This is a genomic window from Cupriavidus sp. 10L43_2 (genome assembly GCF_056395265.1).
Window position 1 is genome coordinate 99,841 of sequence record NZ_JBFTJE010000005.1, and the last position, 21,883, is coordinate 121,723.

The window sequence follows — 21,883 nt, forward strand, 5'->3', positions numbered from 1 at the left end:
CCTCTCTGCCTCCTTAGCGATTTTCCGATGCCGACCGACTCCCCCGCCGTGCCCGCCGCTCACCGTTTCTCCGCCTGGCACCATGCGCTGCGCATGGCCCGGCGCGACTGGCTGGCCGGCGAGCTGACGCTGCTGCTGTTCGCGCTGGTGCTGGCCGTGGCCGCGCTGACCAGCGTCGGCTTCCTCGCGGATCGCATGCGGCTGGGCTTGGAGCGCGACGCGCGCCAGATGATCGGCGCCGATGTGCTGCTGGTATCCGACCAGCCGTTCGACCCCGCATTTGCCGAACGGGCCCGGCGCGACGGCCTGCGCGTGGCGCAGACGGTAACGTTCCCCAGCATGGCCACCGCCCGCATCAACGGTGCACCCACGAACGGGGAGGCACCGAGCCAGCTTGGCGCCCTGAAGGCGGTGACCGATGGCTATCCGCTGCGCGGACGGCTCAAGGTGCTGCCGCCCGATGGCGGTGCGGAGCAGGAGGCCGAAGGCATCCCCGCGCCGGGCACGGTCTGGGCGGATCAGGCGCTGCTGGACGGCCTCGGCTTGCGCCTGGGCGATAGCGTCCAACTCGGCAGCAAGACCTTCCGCATCGAGCGCGTGATCACGCAGGAGCTGGACCGTGGCGCGGGCTTCATGAACTTCGCGCCGCGCGTGATGCTGCCGCTGTCCGATCTCGACGCCACCAAGCTGATCGGCTGGGGCAGCCGCGTGACCTACCGCCTGCTCGTGGCCGGCCCGGACGCCGGTGCCGCCGCCTACCAGCGCTGGGCGACCGACGAGATCGAGCGGCGCCACCTGCGCAACACGCGCGTGGAATCGCTTGATTCCGGCCAGCCGCAGATGCGCGCCACGCTGGATCGTGCCGAGCGCTTCCTGTCGCTGGTGGCGGTGTTGTCTTCGATGATCGCGGCGGTGGCCATCGCCATGTCTGCGCGCCGATACATGCAGCGTCATACCGATGCGTGTGCTGTATACAAATGCCTGGGTCTGTCGCGTGCGCAGCTGCTGGCCGCGTTCGGCATCGAATTCCTCCTGCTTGGCGCCGGGGGCGCGCTCGTCGGCGTGGCGCTGGGCTACCTCGCGCATTACGGGCTGCTGCTGTCGCTGGGCGGATTGCTGCGCGTGTCGTTGCCGCAACCCTCGGTCATTCCGGCGCTGACCGGCGTGGCGGCGGGGCTGGTGCTGCTGGTGGGCTTCGCGCTGCCGCCGCTGCTGGCGCTGACGCGCGTGGCGCCGCTGCGCGTGCTTCGGCGCGACATCGGCCTGCCGCCGATCTCGGCCTGGGTGGCCTACGCGCTGGGGCTGGGCGCCTTTGTGGCGTTGTTGATGGTGGCCGCGCGCGACCTGAAGCTCGGCCTGACCACGGCAGGCGGGTTTGTCGGCGCGGGGGTGGCCTTCGCGGTGCTGGCCCTTGGGCTGCTGCTGGCGCTCTCGCGCGGCATGCGCGGCCGGGCGCGCGGCAGTGTGGGATGGCGCTTCGCGCTGGCCGTGCTCGAACGCCGGCGCGGCGTGACCGTGCTCCAGACCGTGGCGCTGGCCGTGGGGCTGATGGCGCTGCTGCTGCTCGGCATGACGCGCAACGATCTGGTCGATTCCTGGCGCAACGCCACGCCGGCCGACGCGCCCAATCGCTTCATCATCAATATCCAGCCCGACCAGCGCGACCCGCTACGCGCGATGCTGGCCACCAATGGCATCCGCGACCTGCTCTACCCGATGGTGCGCGGCCGGCTGACGCATATCGACGATCGCCCGATCCAGGCCAGCACCTACCCGGACGGCCGGGCGCGCAATCTGGTCGAACGCGAATTCAACCTCTCGTATACAGACAAGCTGCCCGAGGGCAACGAGGTGATTGCCGGGCGCTGGACCGGCGACGCGGGCGGGGCATCGGTGGAGGAGGGCATCGCCAAGACGCTCCATATCAAGCTGGGCGATACGCTGCGCTTCGACGTGGCCGGCCAGAGCGTGGAGGCGCCGGTCACCTCGCTGCGCAAGCTGGATTGGGGCTCGATGCGCGTGAACTTCTTCGTGATCCTGCCCACGGACAAGATGCAGGGCCTGCCCGAGACCTACATCACCGCCTTCCACCTGCCGCCGGCCAAGGCGGCGCTCGGCAACCGGCTTACGGCCACGTTCCCGAACATCACCGTGGTCAACACGGATTTGATCCTGCGGCAGATCCAGGCCGTGCTCGATCAGGTGATCGCCGCCGTGGAGTTCCTGTTCGTCTTCACGCTGCTGGCTGGGGTGACGGTGCTGTATGCGGCGCTTTCCGGTGCGCGCGACGAGCGCAAGCGCGATGCCGGCCTGCTCAAGGCCCTCGGCGCGACGGCCGCCACGGTGCGCCAGACGCAATACGCCGAATTCCTGGTCGTGGGCGGGCTGGCGGGGCTGCTGGCCAGCTTCGGCGCCATCGTGGTGGGCTGGGCGCTATCCCAGTTCGTGTTCGACTTCCCCTACCGCTTCAACCTGTGGATCGTACCGGTGGGGGTGGTTTCTGGCATGCTGTGCGCTTTTGCCGGCGGCTACCTGGGCCTGCGCGAGGTGCTGCGGCAGCCTGCGCTGGCCACGCTGCGCGATGTGCAGTGACCGCCGAGCCGCGAATTCTCTCGAATTGACATGATTACCGAACCTTCCGAACCCACCGACGCCACGACCCAGGAGGTGACCGCCTACGAACTGGTCGGCGGCGAGGCCCGCGTGCGCGAGCTGGTGGACCGCTTCTATGACCTGATGGACCTGGAGCCCGAGTTCAAGCAGCTCCGCGCCATCCATCCGCCGTCACTCGATGGCTCCCGCGACAAGCTGTTCTGGTTCCTGTGTGGCTGGCTGGGCGGCCCGAACCACTTTATCGAGCGCTTTGGCCACCCGCGCCTGCGCGCGCGCCACATGCCGTTCGAGATCGGCACGACGGAGCGCGACCAGTGGATGCGTGCCATGGCGCTGGCGATGCAGGACATCGGCCTGCCCGAAGACCTGCAGATGCGGCTGATGCAGGCGTTCTTCCAGACCGCCGACTGGATGCGTAATGTGCAGCGATAGGCGCATTTTGGGCGCGCGGGATGTACTGGACTTCTGGTTCGGCACGCCCGAGGCGGCCATCTGGAATACGTCGCGGCGCGAATGGTTCACCAAGCGCGACGCCTTCGACGCCACCGTCCGCGACACCTTCCTGCCGACCTGGCAGGCCGCACATGAGGGCGCGCCGGACGACTGGTCCGCCACGCCCGAAGGCACCTGCGCCCGCCTGATCCTGCTCGACCAGTTCCCGCGCAACATGTTCCGGGGCGATCCGCGCAGCTTCGCCACGGACGCGCAGGCCCAGGCGCTGGCCCGCCGGATGCTCGCCCAGGGCTGGGACCGCGAACTGCCCACGCCGTGGCATCGCATGTTCTGCTACCTGCCGTTCGAGCACGCCGAGTCGCCCGAGGCGCAGGACATCGCCGTGCGCGAATACACCGCGCTGCGCGAAGACACCGGCGGCGAGGTCGATGGCGTGGAATGGGCCATCAAGCATCAGGAAATCATCGCGCGCTTCGGCCGATTTCCGCATCGCAATGCCGTACTGGGCCGCGCCAGCACGGACGACGAACTGGCGTTCCTGAAGCAGCCCGGTTCCTCGTTTTGAGGGGTGCCGGCCCGCCAGTGGCGTTTTCGCCGCTTGGCGGGTCGGCCGCCCGACCCGATTGCTTATAATCCCAATCCTGCCGATTCGAGAGTCCGCCCGACCCCATGGAAGCCAAACCGCAAGCCGGCCCGCGCCGAACCCGAGACCGCATCCTCGACGTCTCGCTGCGCCTGTTCAATGAGCTTGGCGAGCCCAACGTCACCACCACGACGATCGCGGAAGCCATGGAGATCAGCCCCGGCAATCTCTACTACCACTTCCGCAACAAGGACGACATCATCAACTCCATCTTCGTGCGCTTCGAGCAGGAGATGGAGCGCCGCCTGAAGATGCCGGAGGACCACAAGGCCACGCTGGGCGAAAGCTGGGGCTACCTCCAGTACATGTCCGAGTTCCTGTGGAACTACCGCTTCCTGTACCGCGACATCAACGACCTGCTGGCGCGCAACCGGATGCTGGAAACCAACTTCAAGCGCATCGTGGAGCAGAAGAAGCGCTTCGCGCTGGAGATCTGCCGCCAGTTCCAGGAAGACGGCGACATGGAAGCCACGCCGGAGCAGGTGGACGCGATTTGTACCAATATTGTTGTGATTGCCACGTACTGGCTGTCGTTCCAGTTCGTGCAGCATCCGCGCCAGTACAACGATCCCGATCAGATCCGGGGCTACCTGCACGGCTCGAGCTATCACATCTTCTCGATCCTGGCCCCGTACCTGCGCGGCAAGGCGCGCGAGGCATTCGATCAACTGGCGCGCGAATATGCCGTCACCAAGGCGGAGGCCGAGGCCGCCGCTGCCGCGAAGAAGGAAAGACAGTGAAATCGGTTTGTGTCTATTGCGGGTCCAGCCCCGGCTTCCGTCCGGAATACGCCGAGGCGGCCCGTGCGCTGGGCGCCACCATGGTTGAACAGGGGCTGGCGCTGGTCTACGGCGGCGGCAAGGTCGGGCTGATGGGGATCGTGGCGGACAGCGTGCTGGCGCACGGCGGCACGGCCATCGGCGTGATTCCCGATGCGTTGATGCAGAAGGAAGTCGGCCATCGCGGCCTGACCGAACTGCACGTGGTGCGTAACATGCACGAGCGCAAGCAGATGATGGCGGACCGCTCGGACGCGTTCATCGCCATGCCGGGCGGCGTCGGCACGTTCGAAGAGCTGTTTGAAACGTTCACCTGGGCCCAGCTCGGCTACCACGACAAGCCCGTGGGCCTGCTGAACGTGGCCGGCTTCTACGACGGCATGCTGGCTTTCCTGAACCACGCCGTGGGCGAAGGGTTCCTGAAGCAGGTGCACGCCGACATGCTACACGTGTCCGACACGCCCAACACGCTGCTCGGCAAGCTGGCCGCCGCGCCGCGCGTACGCGTGGACAAGTGGATCGAGAAGCGCGAAGAGACCTGACCCGCCGGGACTGGCGCCCGCCAGCCCCGACTCGCCCTGATTAGCGGCTAACTAACCCAGCCAGCCGCCGATCCACCGCACCACGTGCGGCCCGCCGATGGCGATCCAGGTGCCGCCGCACAGCACGAGCGCCAGCATGACCGCCGCGCTGCCAAAGTCCTTGGCGCGCTTCGACAGGCTGTGCCGCTCGAGCGAAATCCGGTCCACGGCGGCCTCCACGCTGGAATTCAGCAATTCCACGATCAGCACCAGCAGCAGCGTCCCCAGCAGCAGTATCCGTTCGACCGCCGAGATCGGCAGCAGGAACGCGCATGGCGTGAAAATCACCACCAGCGTCAGTTCCTGCCGGAACGCGCTCTCTTCGAGCACCGCGTAGCGCAGGCCGGACAGCGAGTTGATCGCCGCGTGCCAGGCGCGGCGGATACCGCGATTGCCTTTGTGGGGGTTGTTCTCGACCGAGTACTCAGTCTCCGGAGCGGACGGCAGCGGGGGATGCGGTTTTGGCATGATCGTGCGCAGCGGTGGGAGCCGTGGTGTCTTGGGGGGCTGCCGACGCTGGCAACGGCCGCAGGTGAGCGAGGAACTGCTCGGACGCCGCGCGCCACGAGAACTTCTCGGCGTGGGCGCGAGCGGTGACGCGGTCGATGCGCAGCGCCTCGAGGCAGGCTTCGCGCAAATCCTCGTGCATCACGCCGGCCGGGCTGTCGCCCAGCACATCGATCGGCCCGGTAACCGGGTACGCCGCCACGGGCAGGCCGCTCGCCAGCGCTTCCAGCAGCACCAACCCGAAGGTATCGGTGCGGCTCGGGAACACGAAGACATCGGCAGAAGCATACACCTTGGCCAGATCGGGCTGCTTGAGCACGCCGAGATAGCTGGCGGACGGATAGCGCGCCTTCAGGCCGGCCAGCGCCGGGCCATCGCCCACCACCCATTTCGAGCCGGGCAAGTCGAGTTGGAGGAAGGCCTCGACGTTCTTCTCCACGGCCACGCGGCCCACGTAGAGGAAGATCGGGTGGGCGGTGTTGAGCACGTTGGCGCGCTCGGCGGTGAAGACGTCGAGGTCCACGCCGCGCGTCCACAGCACGCCGTGGGTGATGCCGTACTGGTGCAGGTCGTGCAGCACCACCGGCGTGGGCGCCATCACAGCACGCGCTGGACCATGGAACCAGCGCAGGAAGCGGTAGGTCCAGGCCAGCGGAACGCCGAAGCGGGCCTGCACGTACTCCGGGAAGCGCGTGTGGTAGGCCGTGGTGAACGGCAGGCCGTGGCGCATGGCGTAGCGGCGCGCGGCCAGGCCGAGCGGGCCTTCGGTGGCGATGTGCAGGGCCTCCGGGCGGAAGGCGTCGATGCGGGCGCGTACCTTGGCCGTCGGCAGCAGCGACAGGCGGATTTCCGGGTACGTCGGGCATGGCACGGTGCGGAATTCCAGCGGCGTCAGCAGGTCCACCGTGTGGCCCATCGCCTCCAGTTCGCGGCGCGTGGACTTGAGCGTGCGCACCACGCCGTTGACCTGGGGCTCCCAGGCATCCGTGACAATCATGACTCGCATCGAATCTCCTTGCGGCAGTGTGGCCGGGTGAGGTGTCGTGGGGGCGGGGCGTGTCAAAGCGCCATCTCGGTGGCGCGGCGGCGCCGGCGTCCCACTGGCTCGGGCGGATCGAGCAGCGTGGTCCAGTAGACGATCTTGAGCTCGCCTTCCATGGTCTCGACCAGCGCCGAGAGGCTTTCCACCCAGTCGCCGTCGTTGCAGTAGAGCTGGCCGTCCACCTCGCGGATCTCCGCCTTGTGGATGTGGCCGCAGACCACGCCGTCGCAGCCGCGCCGGCGCGCCTCGTCCACCATCGCGTGCTCGAACGAGTTGATGTAGCTGACCGCGTTCTTGACCTGATGCTTCAGGAATTGCGAGATCGACCAGTACTCGAAGCCGAGCCGGGTGCGGATGCGGTTGAAATGGCGATTCAGCGCCAGGATCATCGTGTACAGCGAGTCGCCCAGGTACGCCAGCCAGCGCGCGTGCTGCACCACGCCGTCGAACAAATCGCCATGCACCACCCAGAGCCGGCGGCCGGTGGCGGTCACGTGGATGGCGTCCTCGCGCACGGTGATGTCGCCGAAAGCCATGCCGTCGAACTGGCGCGCCACTTCGTCGTGGTTGCCGGGCACGTAGATCACTTCCGTGCCCTTGCGCGCCTTGCGCAGCAGCTTCTGCACCACGTCGTTGTGGCTCTGCGGCCAGTACCAGCCACGGCGCAGCTGCCAGCCGTCGATGATGTCGCCCACCAGATAGAGCACGTCGGACTCGTTGTGCTTCAGGAAGTCGAGCAGGTACGTGGCCTGGCAACCGGGCGTGCCGAGATGGATATCGGACAGCCAGATGGCGCGGTAGCGATGTGTGGGAGGTTCCGAAGCGGAGGCGGGGCGGTTGCCCGATTCGGCGTGGAAGGCTGGGGCGGCGGGAGCGGCCGGTGACAGTTCCGTCGGCGGCGGCATGAAGGCCGCCAGTGCGGCGGACAGCGAGAGCGTGGTGTCAGGCTTGCCGCGCAGGCGTTGCGCGGCCCTCGACAGACGCCCCCGAGCAAACTGGAGAGCTTGAACCATGGCGGCCCCGGTATCGGCGATGGGTGCATTGAGCCCTTGCCGCGTGACGGTGCCGTGACGGAAACATGAATGTCACATGAAGATCGAGGTGCGCTGCGGGGTTTGTTGTGGCGCCGGGGTGCGTAGCGAGGCGAGGGCGGCCAGCGTGGCGTCCACGGCGCGCGGGTGGCGCAGCAGGGAAACATGGCCGATGCCGGCCAGCGGCACGTTGCGCGCGCCGTCGAGCCAGGAGGTGCCCGGCGGCCCGGCGATGGAGTCGTGCCAGCTGAACACCGAGACGATGCGCGCGCGCAAGGCCGGCGTCTCAGCCAGCGCCAACGCCTTCAGCCACGGGCTGTGCCAGCGCATCTGCCGCGCATTGCGGCCGCCGCCGAAGCGGGCGAGGGCGCAGCCGTGATGGGGCGAGCCAAGGGTGACGATGCCTGAGCAGGGCGGATCATCGCTCTCCCGCAACGCTAGCACCTGCGCGGCCCGTGCGGCGAGTCCGCCCATGCTGTGGCAGACCACGAGCGGCGCCTGGCCCGTGCGCGCGGCGATCCCGCGCATGCGGGCGAGCAGGGTCGGCGCGTAGTCGTCGATATCGCCCAGCACGGGTTCGAGGTCGATCCCTTCGCAGCGATAGCCGGCGGCGGCCAGCGTGGGCGCCATGTCAAGCCAGATCGCGTGATTGCAGCCGTAGCCGTGTACGAGCAGCACCGTCGGCGCGTCGGCATTGGCGGGCGAGTCAAACGTGATGCGCGAGCGGAATGGCTGGAGCCAGTTGAACATGCGGAAGACCGCGCGGCATTCCGAAAGATAGCAGGCGAGCGCGTCGGAGAGGCCGAGCGGCTGGCGCGGGGGCGTGTCGGAGGGATGGGGAAGGCGTGCATCCAGCGCGATGCCGGCGCCGCCCAGCGTGGCGACAAAAGCAATCCCGACGCCGATACCGAAGCCCACCAGCACGGCCAGCAGCGCCGCGCCGATGGCGAGCGGCCACGGCCAGCCGGCCCCTTCGGCCAACCCTGCCGCGAGGCCGCCGGCCGCCAGCGTCTGCGCGGCCACAGCCACGCGGCGCAGGGCGGCCGCCGTCAGGCTCATGACTTCGCGGCCGGGCGCGGGTCGCGCAGATCACGCAGGTCAATCAGGCGCGTGCCGGCCAGCCGGTCATGCAGGAACTGGCGGCGCGGGTCGAGCCACGCCAGCGCAATCCACACCAGCAGACCGGCCACCAGCGCGCCGACGAACGGCCCGCGCGTGAGCCCGAGCGCATGGCCGACCGCCGCCGCGGGCGGCAGCCACAGCCAGGCCAGCACATAGCGCAGCAGCGCTCGGGTCCAGTGCGGCGGCTGGCCGGCAGCCGTCTCGAGGCGGATGCGCCACGTCTGCATCGCCAGCGTCTGGCCGTTGCGCTGCCAGAACCACGTGAAATAGCAGGCCAGTACGACGAACATCCAGGCCTGATCGACATAGGGCTGGTCGATACCGAGGCGCTGGAGCAGCGGGCGCGCCAGCAGATAGACCGCGCTGGCGGCCATCAGCACCCCGAACAGCAGCACGCCCTCATAGAGCATGCAGGTCAGGCGGCGGCGCAGCGTGGGCGTGCGCGGGGCGCGCGACGGCATGGAAGTGGGAGAAGCGGGGGAGGCAGGGCTGGCGGCAGGCATGGCGCGGGTTCCGGGTGAGCGGCAATTATGCCAAATCCGGGGCGGCGCGCCGCGCGGCCGGGAAGGTGGCCGGGAAAGGTGTTACTGGCGGGGGGAGTCGGGCGGACTGATCGGGATGTCGGTCGCCGCCTCGCCGGTGACCGGCGGCGAAAGCGACTCGGTGGCCGGTTGTGCTGCGGGTGCCGAAGCCGCAACTTCCGGCGGCGTTACGGGCGTGACCGGCACGGGTGCGGCGGCGACCGGTGCCGAGGCCGGCGACGCCGGTGTCGATGCTGTCAGCGCTGGGGGCAGCGCGGCGGCACCGGTGGCGGGTTTATTGACGCGGATCTGGTGGCCGGAATCGGTCGGCAGACGCTTGCCGGAAGGCAGGCCGCTCACTGCGCCGGGGCGGCGCGGCACCTTCTCGGCTGCCGCCAGTTCCTTCTTCTGCGCCTCGGGAAGCTGTTGATAGCGATCCCACGCATCGGCCTTCTTCTCGGCCGGCACCGTACGGGTGATCTGGTAGTTCTCGCGCGCCACGCGGCGTTCCTGCGGCGTCATCTTGACCCATTCGGCCATCCGTTCCTGCAGCCGGGCCTGTTCCTCGGGCTTCAGCGACGGGTAGCGATCGGCAATACGCTGCCACTTGCGGCGGTTGAGTTCGGGGATGGTGTCCCAGAGCGGGCGCAGCGGGGCGAGGATCTGCTGGTGCGTCGGGGTCAGTTCGACCCAGGTCGGATGCACATGGACCACGGCCGGCGCCGAGGCGCCCGCACGGACCTCGTGGGCTTCGGCGGCCTGCGTCAACTCGCCCGAGGCCAGCGCAACCACGGCGCCAAGGCTGGCGCACAGCGCGGTGAATCGGGCCAGCCGGCGCGGGGCGGCGTCGGAGCGGAAGTGAGCGCGCGCCATCCTATTGATCGCGGTCGTGCTTGAGGAACACGTGGAAGCCCTGGTCGGCGTAGGCCGTGGGCGGCAGGTCGTCCAGCAGCATGGCGGCGTCCACGTCGGCCAGCTCCTCCACGCGCTTCTGCTGCTGCCACTGGTAGATGCCGGTCACGCCGACCACCAGCGCCACCAGCGTCCAAAGCAGGGCGAGCCGGCGCAACCATGCGCCAGCGCGGTGCAGCGGCGAGTCGTCTTCATCGTCGAAGATGGCGCCATGGCCGCCGGGCAGGGCGAATTGTGGCACCGTGGCCGGTGCGGCGGCTTTCTTCGCGGCCAGCGCCATGCGCCGCGCGGCGGCGAGCCGTTCGGCAATGTCCGCCGGCACGGCATCCGCCGAGGCATCGAGTGCCGAGCGGATCTCGCGGGCGAAGCGGCGTTCCTGTATATCTCGTTCGTTTCGGCTCATAGTCGGACCCCCCGTGCGCGCAAGGCCTGCGCCAGTGTGTGCGTTGCACGGGAACAGTGCGTCTTGACGCTGCCTTCCGAGCAGCCCATCGCGGCTGCCGTCTCGGCCACGTCCATATCCTCCCAGTAACGCATCAGGAAAGCTTCGCGTTGACGCGTGGGCAGACGCTGGATTTCCTGCTCGATGATGTGCATGACCTGTGCCCGCTCGACCTTGTCGGCGCTGCTTTCCGCGGATTCTGACCCAGCCTGGGCCTCGAGAGTTTCCAGCAGGTCGTTGTCATCGCCTTCGCGGTCGTCGCGCAGGTTCGAGAACAGGGTTACCCACGTGTTGCGTACTTTCTGGCGGCGGAAATAGTCGTGGATCGTGTTCTGCAGGATGCGCTGGAACAGCGGCGCCAGCTCGGCGGCATGCTTGTCGCCGTACTTTTCGGCCAGCTTGATCATGGCGTCCTGCACGATGTCCAGCGCGGCTTCGTCATCCCGCACGGCGAATACGGCCTGCTTGAAGGCACGTCGTTCCACGCTGGAGAGAAAGTCTGAGAGTTCCTGGTCAGTGGCCATGCAGGCAGGAATGTGCCGCGAAAGTCGCGCGGCGGGTCGCAAATGTCTGCGATGCTAGCAAAAAACAGCCGGCTTGGGCGATGCTGTATTAGTTTGCAGACAATATGACGGAGGGGTCGCTTGCGGCCGTTGCGCCATCGTGGTGCGTCTGCAAAAAAGTCTCCAGGGGGCCATAGACCACGCTGGTGCATTGCAGTATCATCATCGGTTCACACGACATCAGTGGTTGTCTCATCAGACCGCTTATAAGGCGGTCTCTTCATGCAGACGCGCACCGCTTGAACCCGAGCCACAAGCCCGGCAGAGAGCATCCAAACAATTTTTTGCCGAAAATTGCAAAGGACTGAAATGAACATGCCCAGCGCGGAATTCTCCCACGCAGACAGCAATTCATCTGCCGCACCCGAAATGATCGGTGCGGAAATTCTCTGTCACGCACTCGCCGAAGAAGGCGTCGAATACGTCTGGGGCTACCCCGGCGGCGCGGTGCTGTACATCTACGACGAACTCCACAAGCAAAAGAAGTTCGAGCACATCCTGGTGCGCCACGAGCAGGCTGCGGTCCATGCCGCGGATGGCTACGCGCGCGCCACGGGCAAGGTCGGCGTCGCCCTGGTGACTTCCGGCCCGGGCGTGACCAATGCCGTGACCGGCATCGCCACCGCCTACCTGGACTCGATCCCGATGGTGGTGATCACCGGCAACGTGCCGACCCATGCCATCGGCCAGGATGCCTTCCAGGAATGCGACACCGTCGGCATCACGCGCCCGATTGTCAAGCACAACTTCCTCGTGAAGGATGTGCGCGACCTCGCCGCGACGATCAAGAAGGCGTTCTTCATCGCCGCCACCGGCCGCCCCGGCCCCGTGGTGGTCGACATTCCGAAGGACGTGTCGCGGAACTCGTGTAAGTACGAGTACCCGAAGACGATCGACATGCGCTCGTACAACCCCGTGAACAAGGGGCACTCGGGCCAGATCCGCAAGGCTGTCGCGCTGCTGCAGGGCGCCGAGCGTCCGTATATCTATACGGGCGGCGGCGTGGTGCTGGCCAATGCCAGCGACGAGCTGCGCCAGTTGGCCGCCATCACGGGCCATCCGGTCACCAACACGCTGATGGGCCTGGGCGCGTTCCCGGGCACGCACAAGCAGTTCCTCGGCATGCTCGGCATGCACGGGACGTATGAAGCCAATATGGCCATGCAGAACTGCGACGTGCTGATCGCCATCGGCGCCCGCTTCGACGACCGCGTGATCGGCAACCCGGCGCACTTCACTGCGCAGGCGCGCAAGATCATCCATATCGATATCGACCCCTCGTCGATCTCGAAGCGCGTGAAGGTCGACATTCCCATCGTCGGCAACGTCAAGGACGTGCTCCAGGAACTGATCGCCCAGCTGCAGGCCAGCGACGTCAAGCCCAAGCGCGAGGCCCTGGCCAAGTGGTGGGACCAGATCGAGCAATGGCGCTCGGTGGACTGCCTCAAGTACGACCGCAAGAGCGAGATCATCAAGCCGCAGTACGTGGTGGAAAAGATCTGGGAACTGACCAAGGGCGACGCCTTCATCTGCTCCGACGTGGGCCAGCATCAGATGTGGGCCGCGCAGTTCTACAAGTTCAACGAGCCGCGCCGCTGGATCAACTCCGGCGGCCTGGGCACGATGGGCGTGGGCCTGCCGTACGCCATGGGCATCAAGAAGGCGTTCCCGGACAAGGAAGTGGTGACCATCACGGGCGAAGGCTCGATCCAGATGTGCATCCAGGAACTGTCCACCTGCCTCCAGTACGACACCCCGGTCAAGATCTGCTCGCTGAACAACGGCTATCTGGGCATGGTGCGCCAGTGGCAGGAGATCGAGTACGACAACCGCTACTCGCACTCCTACATGACCGCGCTGCCTGACTTCGTCAAGCTGGCCGAGGCCTTCGGCCACGTGGGTATCCGCGTGGAAAAGACGGCCGATGTGGAGCCGGCGCTGCGCGAGGCGTTCCGCCTCAAGGACCGCACCGTGTTCCTGGACTTCCAGACCGACCCCACGGAGAACGTGTGGCCGATGGTCCAGGCGGGCAAGGGCATCTCCGAAATGCTGCTCGGCGCGGAGGACCTGTAATGCGACACATTATTTCGGTCCTGCTGGAAAACGAACCCGGCGCGCTGTCGCGCGTGGTGGGGCTGTTTTCGGCGCGCGGCTACAACATCGAGACGCTCACGGTGGCCCCCACCGAGGATGCGTCGCTGTCGCGGATGACCATTGTCACCACCGGTTCGGACGACGTGATCGAACAGATCACCAAGCACCTGAACCGCCTGGTGGAAGTGGTCAAGGTGGTGGACCTGACGGAAGGCGCGCACATCGAGCGCGAGCTGATGCTCGTGAAGGTGCGCGCGGTGGGCAAGGAGCGCGAGGAAATGAAGCGCACCGCCGACATCTTTCGGGGCCGCATCATCGACGTGACCGAGAAGACGTACACCATCGAGCTGACCGGCAACGGCGGCAAGCTGGATGCGTTCCTCGATGCCATCGACCGCACCGCGATCCTGGAAACCGTCCGTACGGGCGGTTCCGGCATCGGCCGCGGCGAACGCATCCTGAAGGTCTGACCGGCGCACCCGGCAGCGGCCACAAGCCAATCGCAGTATCCCCGGCGGCGCGACGCGTGAATCGGAACCAACGCCCGCGCCACGCCGCCACCCCTTATACGCAGACTTAGAAAATCGAAGGAATCATCATGAAAGTGTTTTACGACAAGGACGCCGACCTCTCCCTGATCAAGGGCAAGAACGTCACCATCATCGGCTACGGCTCGCAAGGCCACGCCCACGCACTGAACCTGAAGGATTCGGGCGTGAACGTGACGGTCGGTCTGCGCAAGAGCGGCGCGTCGTGGAACAAGGCCGTCAACGCCGGCCTGCAGGTCAAGGAAGTGGGCGAGGCCGTCAAGAACGCCGACGTGGTCATGATCCTGCTGCCGGACGAGCAGATCGCCGACGTGTACAAGAACGAAGTGCACGGCAACATCAAGGAAGGCGCCGCCCTGGCCTTCGCGCACGGCTTCAACGTGCACTACGGCGCCGTGATCCCGCGTGCCGACCTGGACGTGATCATGATCGCCCCGAAGGCCCCGGGCCACACGGTGCGCTCGACGTACTCGCAAGGTGGCGGCGTGCCGCACCTGATCGCCGTGCATCAGAACAAGTCCGGCGCCGCCCGTGACATCGCGCTGTCGTACGCTACCGCCAACGGCGGCGGCCGTGCCGGCATCATCGAGACCAACTTCCGCGAAGAAACCGAAACCGACCTGTTCGGCGAGCAGGCCGTGCTGTGCGGCGGTACCGTCGAGCTGATCAAGGCTGGCTTCGAAACGCTGGTGGAAGCCGGCTACGCGCCGGAAATGGCCTACTTTGAGTGCCTGCACGAGCTGAAGCTGATCGTCGACCTGATCTACGAAGGCGGCATCGCCAACATGAACTACTCGATCTCGAACAACGCCGAATATGGCGAATACGTCACCGGCCCGCGCGTCGTGACGGAAGAGACCAAGAAGGCCATGAAGCAATGCCTGACCGACATCCAGACCGGCGAATACGCCAAGAGCTTCCTGCTTGAGAACAAGGCCGGCGCCCCGACCCTGATCTCGCGCCGTCGCCTGACGTCCGAGCACCAGATCGAGGAAGTGGGTGCCAAGCTGCGCGCGATGATGCCGTGGATTGCCAAGAACAAGCTGGTCGACCAGTCGAAGAACTAAGCTGACGACAGCTGGCAGGGCGGGGCCCCCGGGCCCGCCGCCCTCGGCCGTCCAGCCCGCCGCCGGCCCCGCGCAGTGTTGCGTGAGGCATTTTGGCGGAGGCTGGACGGCTTTTTGTTATCCTTGTCGGACTTTTTTCGGGCGTTGGCTCGAATCTTTCTTATTATTCGCGGCGATACCCCTGAATTGCCCACGGCGGCCAGCCCCTGGCGCCGGCGCGGCATGGCGTATCGTTTCTACCTGAACTTCAGACCAAGTCTTGCATGAACTATCCTCATCCGCTGATCGCCCGTGAAGGCTGGCCATTCCTGGCCGGCGCATTCGTCATCTCGCTGCTGGTGCATGTCAGCGCAGGTTTCTGGTGGGCGCTGCCGCTGTGGATTCTCACGATCTTCGTGCTCCAGTTCTTCCGCGATCCGCCCCGGCCGATTCCGTCGACGCCCAACGCCGTGCTGGCACCCGCCGACGGCCGCATCGTCGTGGTCGAGAAGACCCAGGACCCGTACGCCGGGCGCGAGGCGCTGAAGATCAGCGTGTTCATGAACGTGTTCAACGTGCATTCGAACCGCGCGTCGGTGGATGGCAAGGTCGAGAAGCTCGAGTACTTCCCGGGCAAGTTCGTCAATGCCGATCTGGACAAGGCGTCGGTGGAGAACGAGCGCAACGCCATCGTGATCCGCCGCGCGCAGGACGGCCAGGTGGTCACGCTGGTCCAGGTGGCCGGGCTGGTGGCGCGCCGGATCCTGTGCTACACCAAGGTGGGCGACGCGATCTCGCGTGGCCAGCGCTACGGCTTCATCCGCTTCGGCTCGCGCGTGGACGTGTACCTGCCCGTGGATGCCCGGCCGCGCGTGACGATTGGCGAGAAGGTGTCCGCCTCGTCGACCGTGCTGGCCGAACTGGACGTGCAGGGCGCGCAGCAGTAAGCCGCCGCCATCCACACTGATAGGAGAGGCTGGCATGGGTGCCTTCAATCGACGGAACAAGCGCGTCAGCATCGGCAACGTGACGCATCTGCGACCGTTCCGCCGCAACCAGTTGCGCAACGACCCTGGCTACGACGAGGCCGAGGAAGGGCCGGACATCGAGTACGTGCGCCCGCGCCGGCGCGGCATCTACCTGCTGCCCAATGCGTTCACCACGGCCGCGCTGTTCGCCGGCTTCTACGCCATCGTGGCGGCGATGAACGGCCATTTCGACTCGGCCGCCATCGCCATCTTCGCGGCCATGGTGCTGGACGGCATGGATGGCCGCGTGGCGCGCATCACCAACACGCAGAGCGCATTCGGCGAGCAGTACGACTCGCTCTCGGACATGACCTCGTTCGGCGTGGCGCCGGCGCTGGTCATGTACACCTGGATCCTGCGCGACCTCGGCAAGTGGGGCTGGATCGCCGCGTTCGTCTACTGCACCTGCGCGGCGCTGCGCCTGGCGCGCTTCAACGCCAATATCGGCGTGGTGGACAAGCGCTTCTTCCAGGGCCTGCCGAGCCCGGCCGCGGCGGCCCTGGTGGCCGGCTTTGTCTGGCTGGTCATCGATAACAAGCTGCCGGTCAGGGAGCTGTGGATGCCGTGGGTCGCCTTTGCGATCACGCTCTATGCGGGCCTGTCGATGGTCTCCAACGCCCCGTTCTACAGCGGCAAGGCGCTGGACGTGCGCTACCGCGTGCCCTTCGGCATGATGGTGCTCGTGCTGGTGCTGTTCGTGGTGGTTTCCACCGATCCGCCGGTAGCGCTGTTCGGGCTGTTCGTGGCCTATGCCGTGTCGGGCTACCTGCTGTGGGCCTGGCGCGCGCTGCACGGCGAGCCGGGCGGGGTACGCAAGGCACGCGCCGGCGGACCCGACGGTCTCGGCGGCGGTAACTAGCAAGTATGGCAACAGGGCGTCTTCGGGCGCCCTGTGTCGTTCCAGCGGTATCCCAATCCGCATCACGCATCACGCATCACGCGTTACGCATTACGTTCCACTCACCGTCAGGAGAATGTCATGGGTATGTTTGACTTCATCAAGGAAGCGGGCGAAAAGCTGTTCGGCAAGGGCGAGGCCAAGGCTGCGCAGGATGCGGCCAAGGCGGATGCCTCGGCAGAGAAGCTGGAGGCCGCCAACCGCGCCGCCGGCGATGCCATCGAAAATTACATCAAGCAGATGGGGCTCGACGCCACCGGGCTGATGGTCCAGGTGGATGGCTCGCAGGGCAAGGCGACGGTGTTCGGCGTGGCGCCGGACCAGGCCACCCGGGAGAAAATCATCCTGTGCGCCGGCAACGTGGAGGGCGTGGAGTCGGTGGAGGACAAGATGTCCGTCAACGTGGAGTCCACCGAATCGCAGTGGCATACCGTGGTCAAGGGAGACACGCTCTGGGCCATTGCCCAGGCCGCCTACGGCAACGGTGCGGACTACAACAAGATCTTCGAAGCGAACAAGCCGATGCTTTCGCACCCGGACAAGATCTACCCGGGTCAGAAACTGCGGATTCCGCCGAAGGGCTGAAACCGGCCCGGGTCAGCCCGCCTTGCACGCGCGCGCCAAACCGGATATAGTCCCCGACATGATTTCGCGCCAGTCCCTACTCGCCCGCACCACCCTAGGTGGCCTACTAGGCCATCGGGTCGGGACGCGCGCGCGCTAAGGGACGCTATCGCCCTAGCGCGGAATCACCAGGAATTTTCCTAGTTTTCAAACGCCCCGGCCTGCAACCATGCACGCCGGGGCGTTTTGCATTTCGATTTCGAGGACTGCGACGCCCGACGGCAAGAAGGACGGGACGGCACGGCACACAACAAGGTACAGCCCAGGAGCTCCACAAAATGTCTGACAAACTCATCATTTTCGATACCACCTTGCGTGACGGCGAGCAGTCGCCCGGCGCCTCGATGACCCGCGAAGAGAAGATTCGCATCGCGCGCCAGCTGGAACGCCTGAGGGTCGATGTGATCGAGGCCGGCTTTGCGGCCAGTTCCAATGGTGACTTCGAAGCCATCCGCTCGATCGCCCAGGTGATCAAGGATTCGACGATCTGCTCGCTGGCCCGCGCCAACGACAAGGACATCGCCCGTGCCGCGGAGGCCCTCAAGCCCGCCAACTCGTTCCGGATCCACACGTTCATCGCCACCTCGGCGCTGCACATGGAGAAGAAGCTGCGCATGACGCCGGACCAGGTGTACGAGCAGGCGCGCCTGGCCGTGCGCTTCGCGCGCCAGTTCACCGACGACATCGAATTTTCGCCAGAAGACGGCAGCCGTTCGGACATGGACTTCCTCTGCCGCGTGCTCGAGGGCGTGATTGCCGAAGGCGCGACCACGATCAACCTGCCCGATACGGTGGGCTACGCGGTGCCGGAAGGCTACGCGGACCTGATCCGCTCGGTGCGCGAGCGCATCCCCAACTCGGACAAGGCTGTCTGGTCGGTGCACTGCCATAACGACCTGGGCATGGCCGTGGCCAACTCGCTGGCCGCCGTGAAACTGGGTGGCGCGCGCCAGATCGAGTGCACGATCAACGGCCTCGGCGAGCGGGCCGGCAACACGAGCCTGGAAGAGGTGGTAATGGCCGTGAAGACGCGCCGCGACTACTTCGATATGGACGTGAACATCGACACCACGCAGATCGTGCCGGCATCCAAGTTGGTATCGCAGATCACCGGTTTCGTGGTGCAGCCGAACAAGGCCGTGGTGGGCGCCAACGCCTTCGCGCATGCCTCCGGCATCCACCAGGATGGCGTGCTCAAGGCGCGTGACACCTACGAGATCATGCGCGCGGAGGACGTGGGCTGGAGCGCCAACAAGATCGTGCTGGGCAAGCTCTCGGGCCGCAATGCGTTCAAGCAGCGCCTGCAGGAGCTGGGCATCGAACTCGAGAGCGAGAGCGAAGTCAACGCCGCCTTCGGCCGCTTCAAGGAACTGGCCGACCAGAAGGCCGAGATCTTCGACGAAGACATCATGGCCATCGTTTCGGATGAGGCGCACGACGTGAACGAGCACTACCGCTTCGTGTCGCTGTCGCAGCGCTCCGAGACCGGCGAGCGCCCGCATGCGCGCGTGGTATTCAATATGGATGGCAGCGAGCAGACCGGCGAAGCCGAGGGCAATGGCCCGGTGGACGCCACCATGCACGCCATCGAAGGCAAGGTCAACAGCGGCGCGGAACTGGTGCTGTACTCGGTGAACGCGATCACCACCGGCACCCAGGCGCAGGGCGAAGTGACCGTGCGCCTGTCGAAGGCCGGCCGCATCGTCAACGGCGTGGGCACCGATCCGGACATCGTCGCGGCGTCGGCCAAGGCCTACCTGGCCGCCTTGAACAAGCTGCACGACAAGGCCGTACAGAAGATCAACCCGCAGATCTGATCCCCGATCCGCGTGCCGGCGCCGGGGGCTCACAAGGCCTCCGCGACCATCAACCGCCCGTCAGTCGACTATCCCGCGACGACGGGCGGTTTTTCGTTGGATTGCGATGTATCGCAAGCGATGCGGGTCAGCGACGATCGGAGCGGTCGTACAGCGGATCGGGCGTGATCTGGGTCTGGCGCAGCACGCCGGCGTCATCGAAATAGAAGTTGAACAGCGAGTACCACTGGTCCTCGTGACGGAACCGGTAGCTCCACACCTCGCGTTTCATCAGCGGAAAGTACTGGTTTGGCTCGCGCGGGGCACCGAAGTGCTCGAGCACGTCTTTCTTGGTCCAGACATTGACCTGCGCCTTGTACAGTTCCGGCGTTCGGAGCATCTGGCGGAAATTCGTCAGATTGCCATTCTTGTCGAAGTCAGCGGCGTACGATTCCTGGCCCAGCGGCTGTTTCGAATAGAACCAGCGCACGGTGCCGTCGTCGAGCTTAAAGATGTCGGTGGGCTTGCCGAAGGTGGCCATCACGGCGCTCTCGGGCTGGCCGACCAGTTTCAGGCCGGTATCGACCGGGGCGAGGGCGGAACAGGCGGCGAGCAGGGCGGCACCCAGGCCCAGGGCCACGGTCTGGGCCAGCCGGCGGCCGGCGAAGCGGAGGGGGGAGGTCATGGGATTTCTCGACTGGCAATCGTACGAATGCTGGAAGTGTAGTCCGCTCGGGCGCTGGTGTGCATCACACGCTGCTTTTTTGGTGGGATTGCCGCCATCGGCCCCACTGCCGTACCATCCACGCCTTTGTTGTGCGATGTAGAACAGGAGTGAGGATGTCCGGAGCGGAAAAAGGGCGGCGGCGCGGCCCGTGGCGTGCATGGCTGGCGGCGACGCTGCTGTGCCTGGCGGGGAGCGGGCATGCCCAGGGCGAGGCTGGCGCGCCGATCCGGCTTGGCATGATCGAGGGGCTGTCCGGCCCGTTCGCCAACGCAGGGGACGCCGTGGCGCGCAACCTGCGCATCGCCATCGACCGCGTGAACGCGCGGGGCGGGGTGAAGACCGCCGAGGGCGCCCGGCCGCTGGAATTGGTCACGTTCGACAGCAAGGGCAATGTCGATGAGAGCCTGATCCAGTTCCGCTCGCTGGTGGACAAGCGCATCCCGTTTGTACTGCAGGGCAACAGCTCGGCCGTGGCCGGGGCGCTCGTGGCGGCGATCAACCGCCACAACATGCGCCAGCCGGACGCACGCGTGCTGTTCCTCAACTACTCGGCCGTCGATCCCGCGCTGACCAACGAGAATTGCAGTTTCTGGCATTTCCGCTTCGACGCGAGTTCGGACATGCGCATGCAGGCGCTGACCGAGGCGATTCGCGGCGAACACGCGGTGCGGAAGGTCTATCTGATCGACCAGGACTACAGCTTTGGCCATCAAGTGGCGAAATCGGCACGTGAGATGCTGGCGGCCAAGCGGCCGGACATCCAGATCGTGGGCGACGAATTCCACCCGATCGGCAAGATCAAGGATTTCGCGCCGTACATCGCCAAGATCAAGGCCAGTGGCGCCGACGCGGTGATCACCGGCAACTGGGGCAATGACCTGACGCTGATGGTCAAGGCCGCGCGCGAGGGTGGGCTGGGCGCCCGCTTCTATACCTTCTATGGCAACGGCCTGGGCGCGCCGGCGGCGATGGGCGATGCCGGCGTGGGCCGTGTGCTGGCGGTGGCCGAATGGCATCCGAACGTGGGCGGCGCGGCGTCCGACGCCTTCTACCAGGCGTTCCGCACCCGCTACCCCGAGCCGCGCGACGACTACGTGCACCTGCGCATGCAGATGATGGTGGAAATGCTGGCGCGGGCCATCACCCAGGCTGGTACCACGGAGGCGGTCAAGGTGGCGCTGGCGCTCGAGAACATGCGCTTCACCAACGATTTCCACGACGCCACCGTGCGCGCGGACGACCACCAGGTGCTGCAGCCGCTCTATGTCTCGGTCATGGCGAAGCAGGGCGGGGACGTGCGCTTCGACAACGAAGGTTCTGGCTACGGCTTCCGCACGGTAAAGAAGCTCAAGACGGCCCAGACCACGCTGCCCACCACGTGCCGTATGGAGCGCCCGGCGGGCTGATCAGGCAGGCCGCGCGGATGAATTTCGCCGCGCCGGCAAATTCGGCTATAATCCGCGGCTGTCGTGCAAGGACCCCTGCGCACGGCACATGCCTCAGTCCATACCAGGCTTCAAGGCACGACGCAGGTGGCGCATTCCGCGCTGCAGCGTTCGCAAGTGAAAGGAAACCATCATGGCAATCGCCAACAAGTCCGAAGTTATCAAGCAGTTCGCCCGCGGCACCAACGACACGGGTAGCCCCGAAGTTCAGGTCGCTCTGTTGACCACCCGCATCAACGAACTGACCCCCCACTTCAAGGCCAACATGAAGGATCACCACAGCCGCCGCGGTCTGCTGCGCATGGTGAGCCGTCGTCGCCGCCTGCTGGACTACCTCAAGGCCAACGACGCCGACCGTTACCGCACCCTGATCGAAAAGCTGGGCCTGCGTAAGTAAGGTCTGCGGATGGCAGCACGAATCCTGCACAAGTTGTTCCTGCACGATTTCACGTGAGGCCGCGATGCCTG

23 protein-coding genes are annotated in these 21,883 nt (G+C 66.3%); 14 read left to right on the plus strand and 9 right to left on the minus strand.

Annotated features, from left to right (window positions below; all coding sequences use genetic code 11):
- Positions 1–27: 27 nt before the first annotated feature.
- The 5 genes from AC1DEL_RS09100 (at position 28) to AC1DEL_RS09120 (ending at position 5,030) form a co-directional block, all read left to right on the plus strand.
- Positions 28–2,592, plus strand: a complete 2,565-nt coding sequence (locus tag AC1DEL_RS09100) for an ABC transporter permease (RefSeq protein ID WP_477125596.1) — start codon at positions 28–30, stop codon at positions 2,590–2,592.
- Between the two features lie 30 nt (positions 2,593–2,622).
- Positions 2,623–3,045 carry a group II truncated hemoglobin gene (locus AC1DEL_RS09105; RefSeq protein WP_477125595.1) on the plus strand — a complete coding sequence of 141 codons (423 nt, stop codon included), beginning with the start codon at positions 2,623–2,625 and terminating at the stop codon, positions 3,043–3,045.
- Positions 3,032–3,631 (plus strand): DUF924 family protein, encoded by a 600-nt coding sequence (locus AC1DEL_RS09110; protein WP_477125594.1) that lies wholly within the window; start codon positions 3,032–3,034, stop codon positions 3,629–3,631. Before AC1DEL_RS09105 ends, AC1DEL_RS09110 begins: the two co-directional genes overlap by 14 nt.
- A gap of 104 nt (positions 3,632–3,735) precedes the next feature.
- A complete protein-coding gene (locus AC1DEL_RS09115) occupies positions 3,736–4,449 on the plus strand; it encodes a TetR/AcrR family transcriptional regulator (RefSeq protein WP_092292343.1) in 714 nt (237 codons plus the stop codon).
- Positions 4,446–5,030, plus strand: a complete 585-nt coding sequence (locus tag AC1DEL_RS09120) for an LOG family protein (RefSeq protein WP_441591958.1) — start codon at positions 4,446–4,448, stop codon at positions 5,028–5,030. The genes AC1DEL_RS09115 and AC1DEL_RS09120 overlap by 4 nt, the downstream gene beginning before the upstream one ends.
- Positions 5,031–5,081: 51 nt before the next feature.
- Here AC1DEL_RS09120 and AC1DEL_RS09125 read toward each other — a convergent pair whose 3' ends face one another.
- From AC1DEL_RS09125 to AC1DEL_RS09160, 8 genes are all read right to left on the minus strand, one after another.
- On the minus strand, positions 5,082–5,537 hold the full coding sequence (locus AC1DEL_RS09125) for a diacylglycerol kinase (protein WP_092292347.1): 456 nt from the start codon (positions 5,535–5,537) through the stop codon (positions 5,082–5,084).
- Positions 5,494–6,582 carry a glycosyltransferase family 4 protein gene (locus AC1DEL_RS09130; protein ID WP_477125593.1) on the minus strand — a complete coding sequence of 363 codons (1,089 nt, stop codon included), beginning with the start codon at positions 6,580–6,582 and terminating at the stop codon, positions 5,494–5,496. Before AC1DEL_RS09130 ends, AC1DEL_RS09125 begins: the two co-directional genes overlap by 44 nt.
- A 53-nt stretch (positions 6,583–6,635) precedes the next feature.
- A complete protein-coding gene (locus tag AC1DEL_RS09135) occupies positions 6,636–7,631 on the minus strand; it encodes a UDP-2,3-diacylglucosamine diphosphatase (RefSeq protein WP_092292351.1) in 996 nt (331 codons plus the stop codon).
- Between the two features lie 72 nt (positions 7,632–7,703).
- Positions 7,704–8,708 (minus strand): lipase family alpha/beta hydrolase, encoded by a 1,005-nt coding sequence (locus AC1DEL_RS09140; RefSeq protein ID WP_477125592.1) that lies wholly within the window; start codon positions 8,706–8,708, stop codon positions 7,704–7,706.
- On the minus strand, positions 8,705–9,274 hold the full coding sequence (locus tag AC1DEL_RS09145) for an RDD family protein (protein WP_477125591.1): 570 nt from the start codon (positions 9,272–9,274) through the stop codon (positions 8,705–8,707). Before AC1DEL_RS09145 ends, AC1DEL_RS09140 begins: the two co-directional genes overlap by 4 nt.
- Positions 9,275–9,355: 81 nt before the next feature.
- Positions 9,356–10,165 carry a DUF3106 domain-containing protein gene (locus AC1DEL_RS09150; protein WP_477125590.1) on the minus strand — a complete coding sequence of 270 codons (810 nt, stop codon included), beginning with the start codon at positions 10,163–10,165 and terminating at the stop codon, positions 9,356–9,358.
- A 1-nt stretch (position 10,166) separates the two neighbouring features.
- Positions 10,167–10,607: a DUF3619 family protein gene (locus tag AC1DEL_RS09155; protein ID WP_092292359.1), complete on the minus strand. Its 441-nt coding sequence runs from the start codon at positions 10,605–10,607 to the stop codon at positions 10,167–10,169.
- The gene (locus AC1DEL_RS09160; protein WP_092292361.1) at positions 10,604–11,170 is read right to left on the minus strand and encodes an RNA polymerase sigma factor; all 567 of its coding nucleotides are present in this window, start codon (positions 11,168–11,170) and stop codon (positions 10,604–10,606) included. The genes AC1DEL_RS09155 and AC1DEL_RS09160 overlap by 4 nt, the downstream gene beginning before the upstream one ends.
- A 348-nt stretch (positions 11,171–11,518) precedes the next feature.
- On the opposite strand from AC1DEL_RS09160, the gene AC1DEL_RS09165 reads away from it, so the two are divergent.
- From AC1DEL_RS09165 to AC1DEL_RS09195, 7 genes are all read left to right on the plus strand, one after another.
- Positions 11,519–13,282, plus strand: a complete 1,764-nt coding sequence (locus AC1DEL_RS09165; protein ID WP_092292363.1) for an acetolactate synthase 3 catalytic subunit — start codon at positions 11,519–11,521, stop codon at positions 13,280–13,282.
- Positions 13,282–13,773: an acetolactate synthase small subunit gene (gene ilvN, locus AC1DEL_RS09170; RefSeq protein ID WP_008643328.1), complete on the plus strand. Its 492-nt coding sequence runs from the start codon at positions 13,282–13,284 to the stop codon at positions 13,771–13,773. Before AC1DEL_RS09165 ends, ilvN begins: the two co-directional genes overlap by 1 nt.
- A 128-nt stretch (positions 13,774–13,901) precedes the next feature.
- Complete coding sequence (gene ilvC / locus AC1DEL_RS09175; protein ID WP_092292365.1) at positions 13,902–14,918, plus strand: ketol-acid reductoisomerase; 1,017 nt, start codon at positions 13,902–13,904, stop codon at positions 14,916–14,918.
- Between the two features lie 263 nt (positions 14,919–15,181).
- On the plus strand, positions 15,182–15,844 hold the full coding sequence (locus tag AC1DEL_RS09180; protein WP_092292367.1) for a phosphatidylserine decarboxylase: 663 nt from the start codon (positions 15,182–15,184) through the stop codon (positions 15,842–15,844).
- A gap of 34 nt (positions 15,845–15,878) precedes the next feature.
- A complete protein-coding gene (gene pssA, locus AC1DEL_RS09185; RefSeq protein ID WP_144201580.1) occupies positions 15,879–16,784 on the plus strand; it encodes a CDP-diacylglycerol--serine O-phosphatidyltransferase in 906 nt (301 codons plus the stop codon).
- Between the two features lie 120 nt (positions 16,785–16,904).
- Positions 16,905–17,408, plus strand: a complete 504-nt coding sequence (gene lysM, locus AC1DEL_RS09190) for a peptidoglycan-binding protein LysM (protein ID WP_092292371.1) — start codon at positions 16,905–16,907, stop codon at positions 17,406–17,408.
- A gap of 317 nt (positions 17,409–17,725) precedes the next feature.
- Positions 17,726–19,264 carry a 2-isopropylmalate synthase gene (locus AC1DEL_RS09195; protein WP_092292373.1) on the plus strand — a complete coding sequence of 513 codons (1,539 nt, stop codon included), beginning with the start codon at positions 17,726–17,728 and terminating at the stop codon, positions 19,262–19,264.
- 127 nt (positions 19,265–19,391) lie between these two features.
- Here AC1DEL_RS09195 and AC1DEL_RS09200 read toward each other — a convergent pair whose 3' ends face one another.
- Positions 19,392–19,928: a hypothetical protein gene (locus AC1DEL_RS09200; RefSeq protein WP_092292375.1), complete on the minus strand. Its 537-nt coding sequence runs from the start codon at positions 19,926–19,928 to the stop codon at positions 19,392–19,394.
- Positions 19,929–20,083: 155 nt separating this feature from the next.
- Here AC1DEL_RS09200 and AC1DEL_RS09205 point away from each other — a divergent pair, with 155 nt between their 5' ends.
- Positions 20,084–21,376, plus strand: coding sequence for a branched-chain amino acid ABC transporter substrate-binding protein (locus AC1DEL_RS09205; protein ID WP_441591969.1), 1,293 nt, complete (start codon positions 20,084–20,086; stop codon positions 21,374–21,376).
- Between the two features lie 172 nt (positions 21,377–21,548).
- A complete protein-coding gene (gene rpsO, locus AC1DEL_RS09210) occupies positions 21,549–21,812 on the plus strand; it encodes a 30S ribosomal protein S15 (protein ID WP_092292379.1) in 264 nt (87 codons plus the stop codon).
- The last annotated feature ends 71 nt before the right edge of the window (positions 21,813–21,883 follow it).

Bases quoted from the DNA above. Each gene is read 5' to 3' on its own strand.
- AC1DEL_RS09105 (WP_477125595.1), top strand. From the start codon at position 2,623: ATGATTACCGAACCTTCCGAACCCACCGACGCCACGACCCAGGAGGTG.
- rpsO (WP_092292379.1), top strand. From the start codon at position 21,549: ATGGCAATCGCCAACAAGTCCGAAGTTATCAAGCAGTTCGCCCGCGGC.
- AC1DEL_RS09180 (WP_092292367.1), top strand. From the start codon at position 15,182: ATGAACTATCCTCATCCGCTGATCGCCCGTGAAGGCTGGCCATTCCTG.
- AC1DEL_RS09150 (WP_477125590.1), bottom strand. From the start codon at position 10,165: ATGGCGCGCGCTCACTTCCGCTCCGACGCCGCCCCGCGCCGGCTGGCC.
- AC1DEL_RS09205 (WP_441591969.1), top strand. From the start codon at position 20,084: ATGTCCGGAGCGGAAAAAGGGCGGCGGCGCGGCCCGTGGCGTGCATGG.
- AC1DEL_RS09110 (WP_477125594.1), top strand. From the start codon at position 3,032: ATGTGCAGCGATAGGCGCATTTTGGGCGCGCGGGATGTACTGGACTTC.
- lysM (WP_092292371.1), top strand. From the start codon at position 16,905: ATGGGTATGTTTGACTTCATCAAGGAAGCGGGCGAAAAGCTGTTCGGC.
- ilvC (WP_092292365.1), top strand. From the start codon at position 13,902: ATGAAAGTGTTTTACGACAAGGACGCCGACCTCTCCCTGATCAAGGGC.
- ilvN (WP_008643328.1), top strand. From the start codon at position 13,282: ATGCGACACATTATTTCGGTCCTGCTGGAAAACGAACCCGGCGCGCTG.
- AC1DEL_RS09100 (WP_477125596.1), top strand. From the start codon at position 28: ATGCCGACCGACTCCCCCGCCGTGCCCGCCGCTCACCGTTTCTCCGCC.
- AC1DEL_RS09115 (WP_092292343.1), top strand. From the start codon at position 3,736: ATGGAAGCCAAACCGCAAGCCGGCCCGCGCCGAACCCGAGACCGCATC.
- AC1DEL_RS09145 (WP_477125591.1), bottom strand. From the start codon at position 9,274: ATGCCTGCCGCCAGCCCTGCCTCCCCCGCTTCTCCCACTTCCATGCCG.
- AC1DEL_RS09130 (WP_477125593.1), bottom strand. From the start codon at position 6,582: ATGCGAGTCATGATTGTCACGGATGCCTGGGAGCCCCAGGTCAACGGC.
- AC1DEL_RS09160 (WP_092292361.1), bottom strand. From the start codon at position 11,170: ATGGCCACTGACCAGGAACTCTCAGACTTTCTCTCCAGCGTGGAACGA.
- AC1DEL_RS09200 (WP_092292375.1), bottom strand. From the start codon at position 19,928: ATGACCTCCCCCCTCCGCTTCGCCGGCCGCCGGCTGGCCCAGACCGTG.
- AC1DEL_RS09140 (WP_477125592.1), bottom strand. From the start codon at position 8,708: ATGAGCCTGACGGCGGCCGCCCTGCGCCGCGTGGCTGTGGCCGCGCAG.
- AC1DEL_RS09195 (WP_092292373.1), top strand. From the start codon at position 17,726: ATGTCTGACAAACTCATCATTTTCGATACCACCTTGCGTGACGGCGAG.
- AC1DEL_RS09155 (WP_092292359.1), bottom strand. From the start codon at position 10,607: ATGAGCCGAAACGAACGAGATATACAGGAACGCCGCTTCGCCCGCGAG.
- AC1DEL_RS09135 (WP_092292351.1), bottom strand. From the start codon at position 7,631: ATGGTTCAAGCTCTCCAGTTTGCTCGGGGGCGTCTGTCGAGGGCCGCG.
- AC1DEL_RS09165 (WP_092292363.1), top strand. From the start codon at position 11,519: ATGAACATGCCCAGCGCGGAATTCTCCCACGCAGACAGCAATTCATCT.
- pssA (WP_144201580.1), top strand. From the start codon at position 15,879: ATGGGTGCCTTCAATCGACGGAACAAGCGCGTCAGCATCGGCAACGTG.
- AC1DEL_RS09125 (WP_092292347.1), bottom strand. From the start codon at position 5,537: ATGCCAAAACCGCATCCCCCGCTGCCGTCCGCTCCGGAGACTGAGTAC.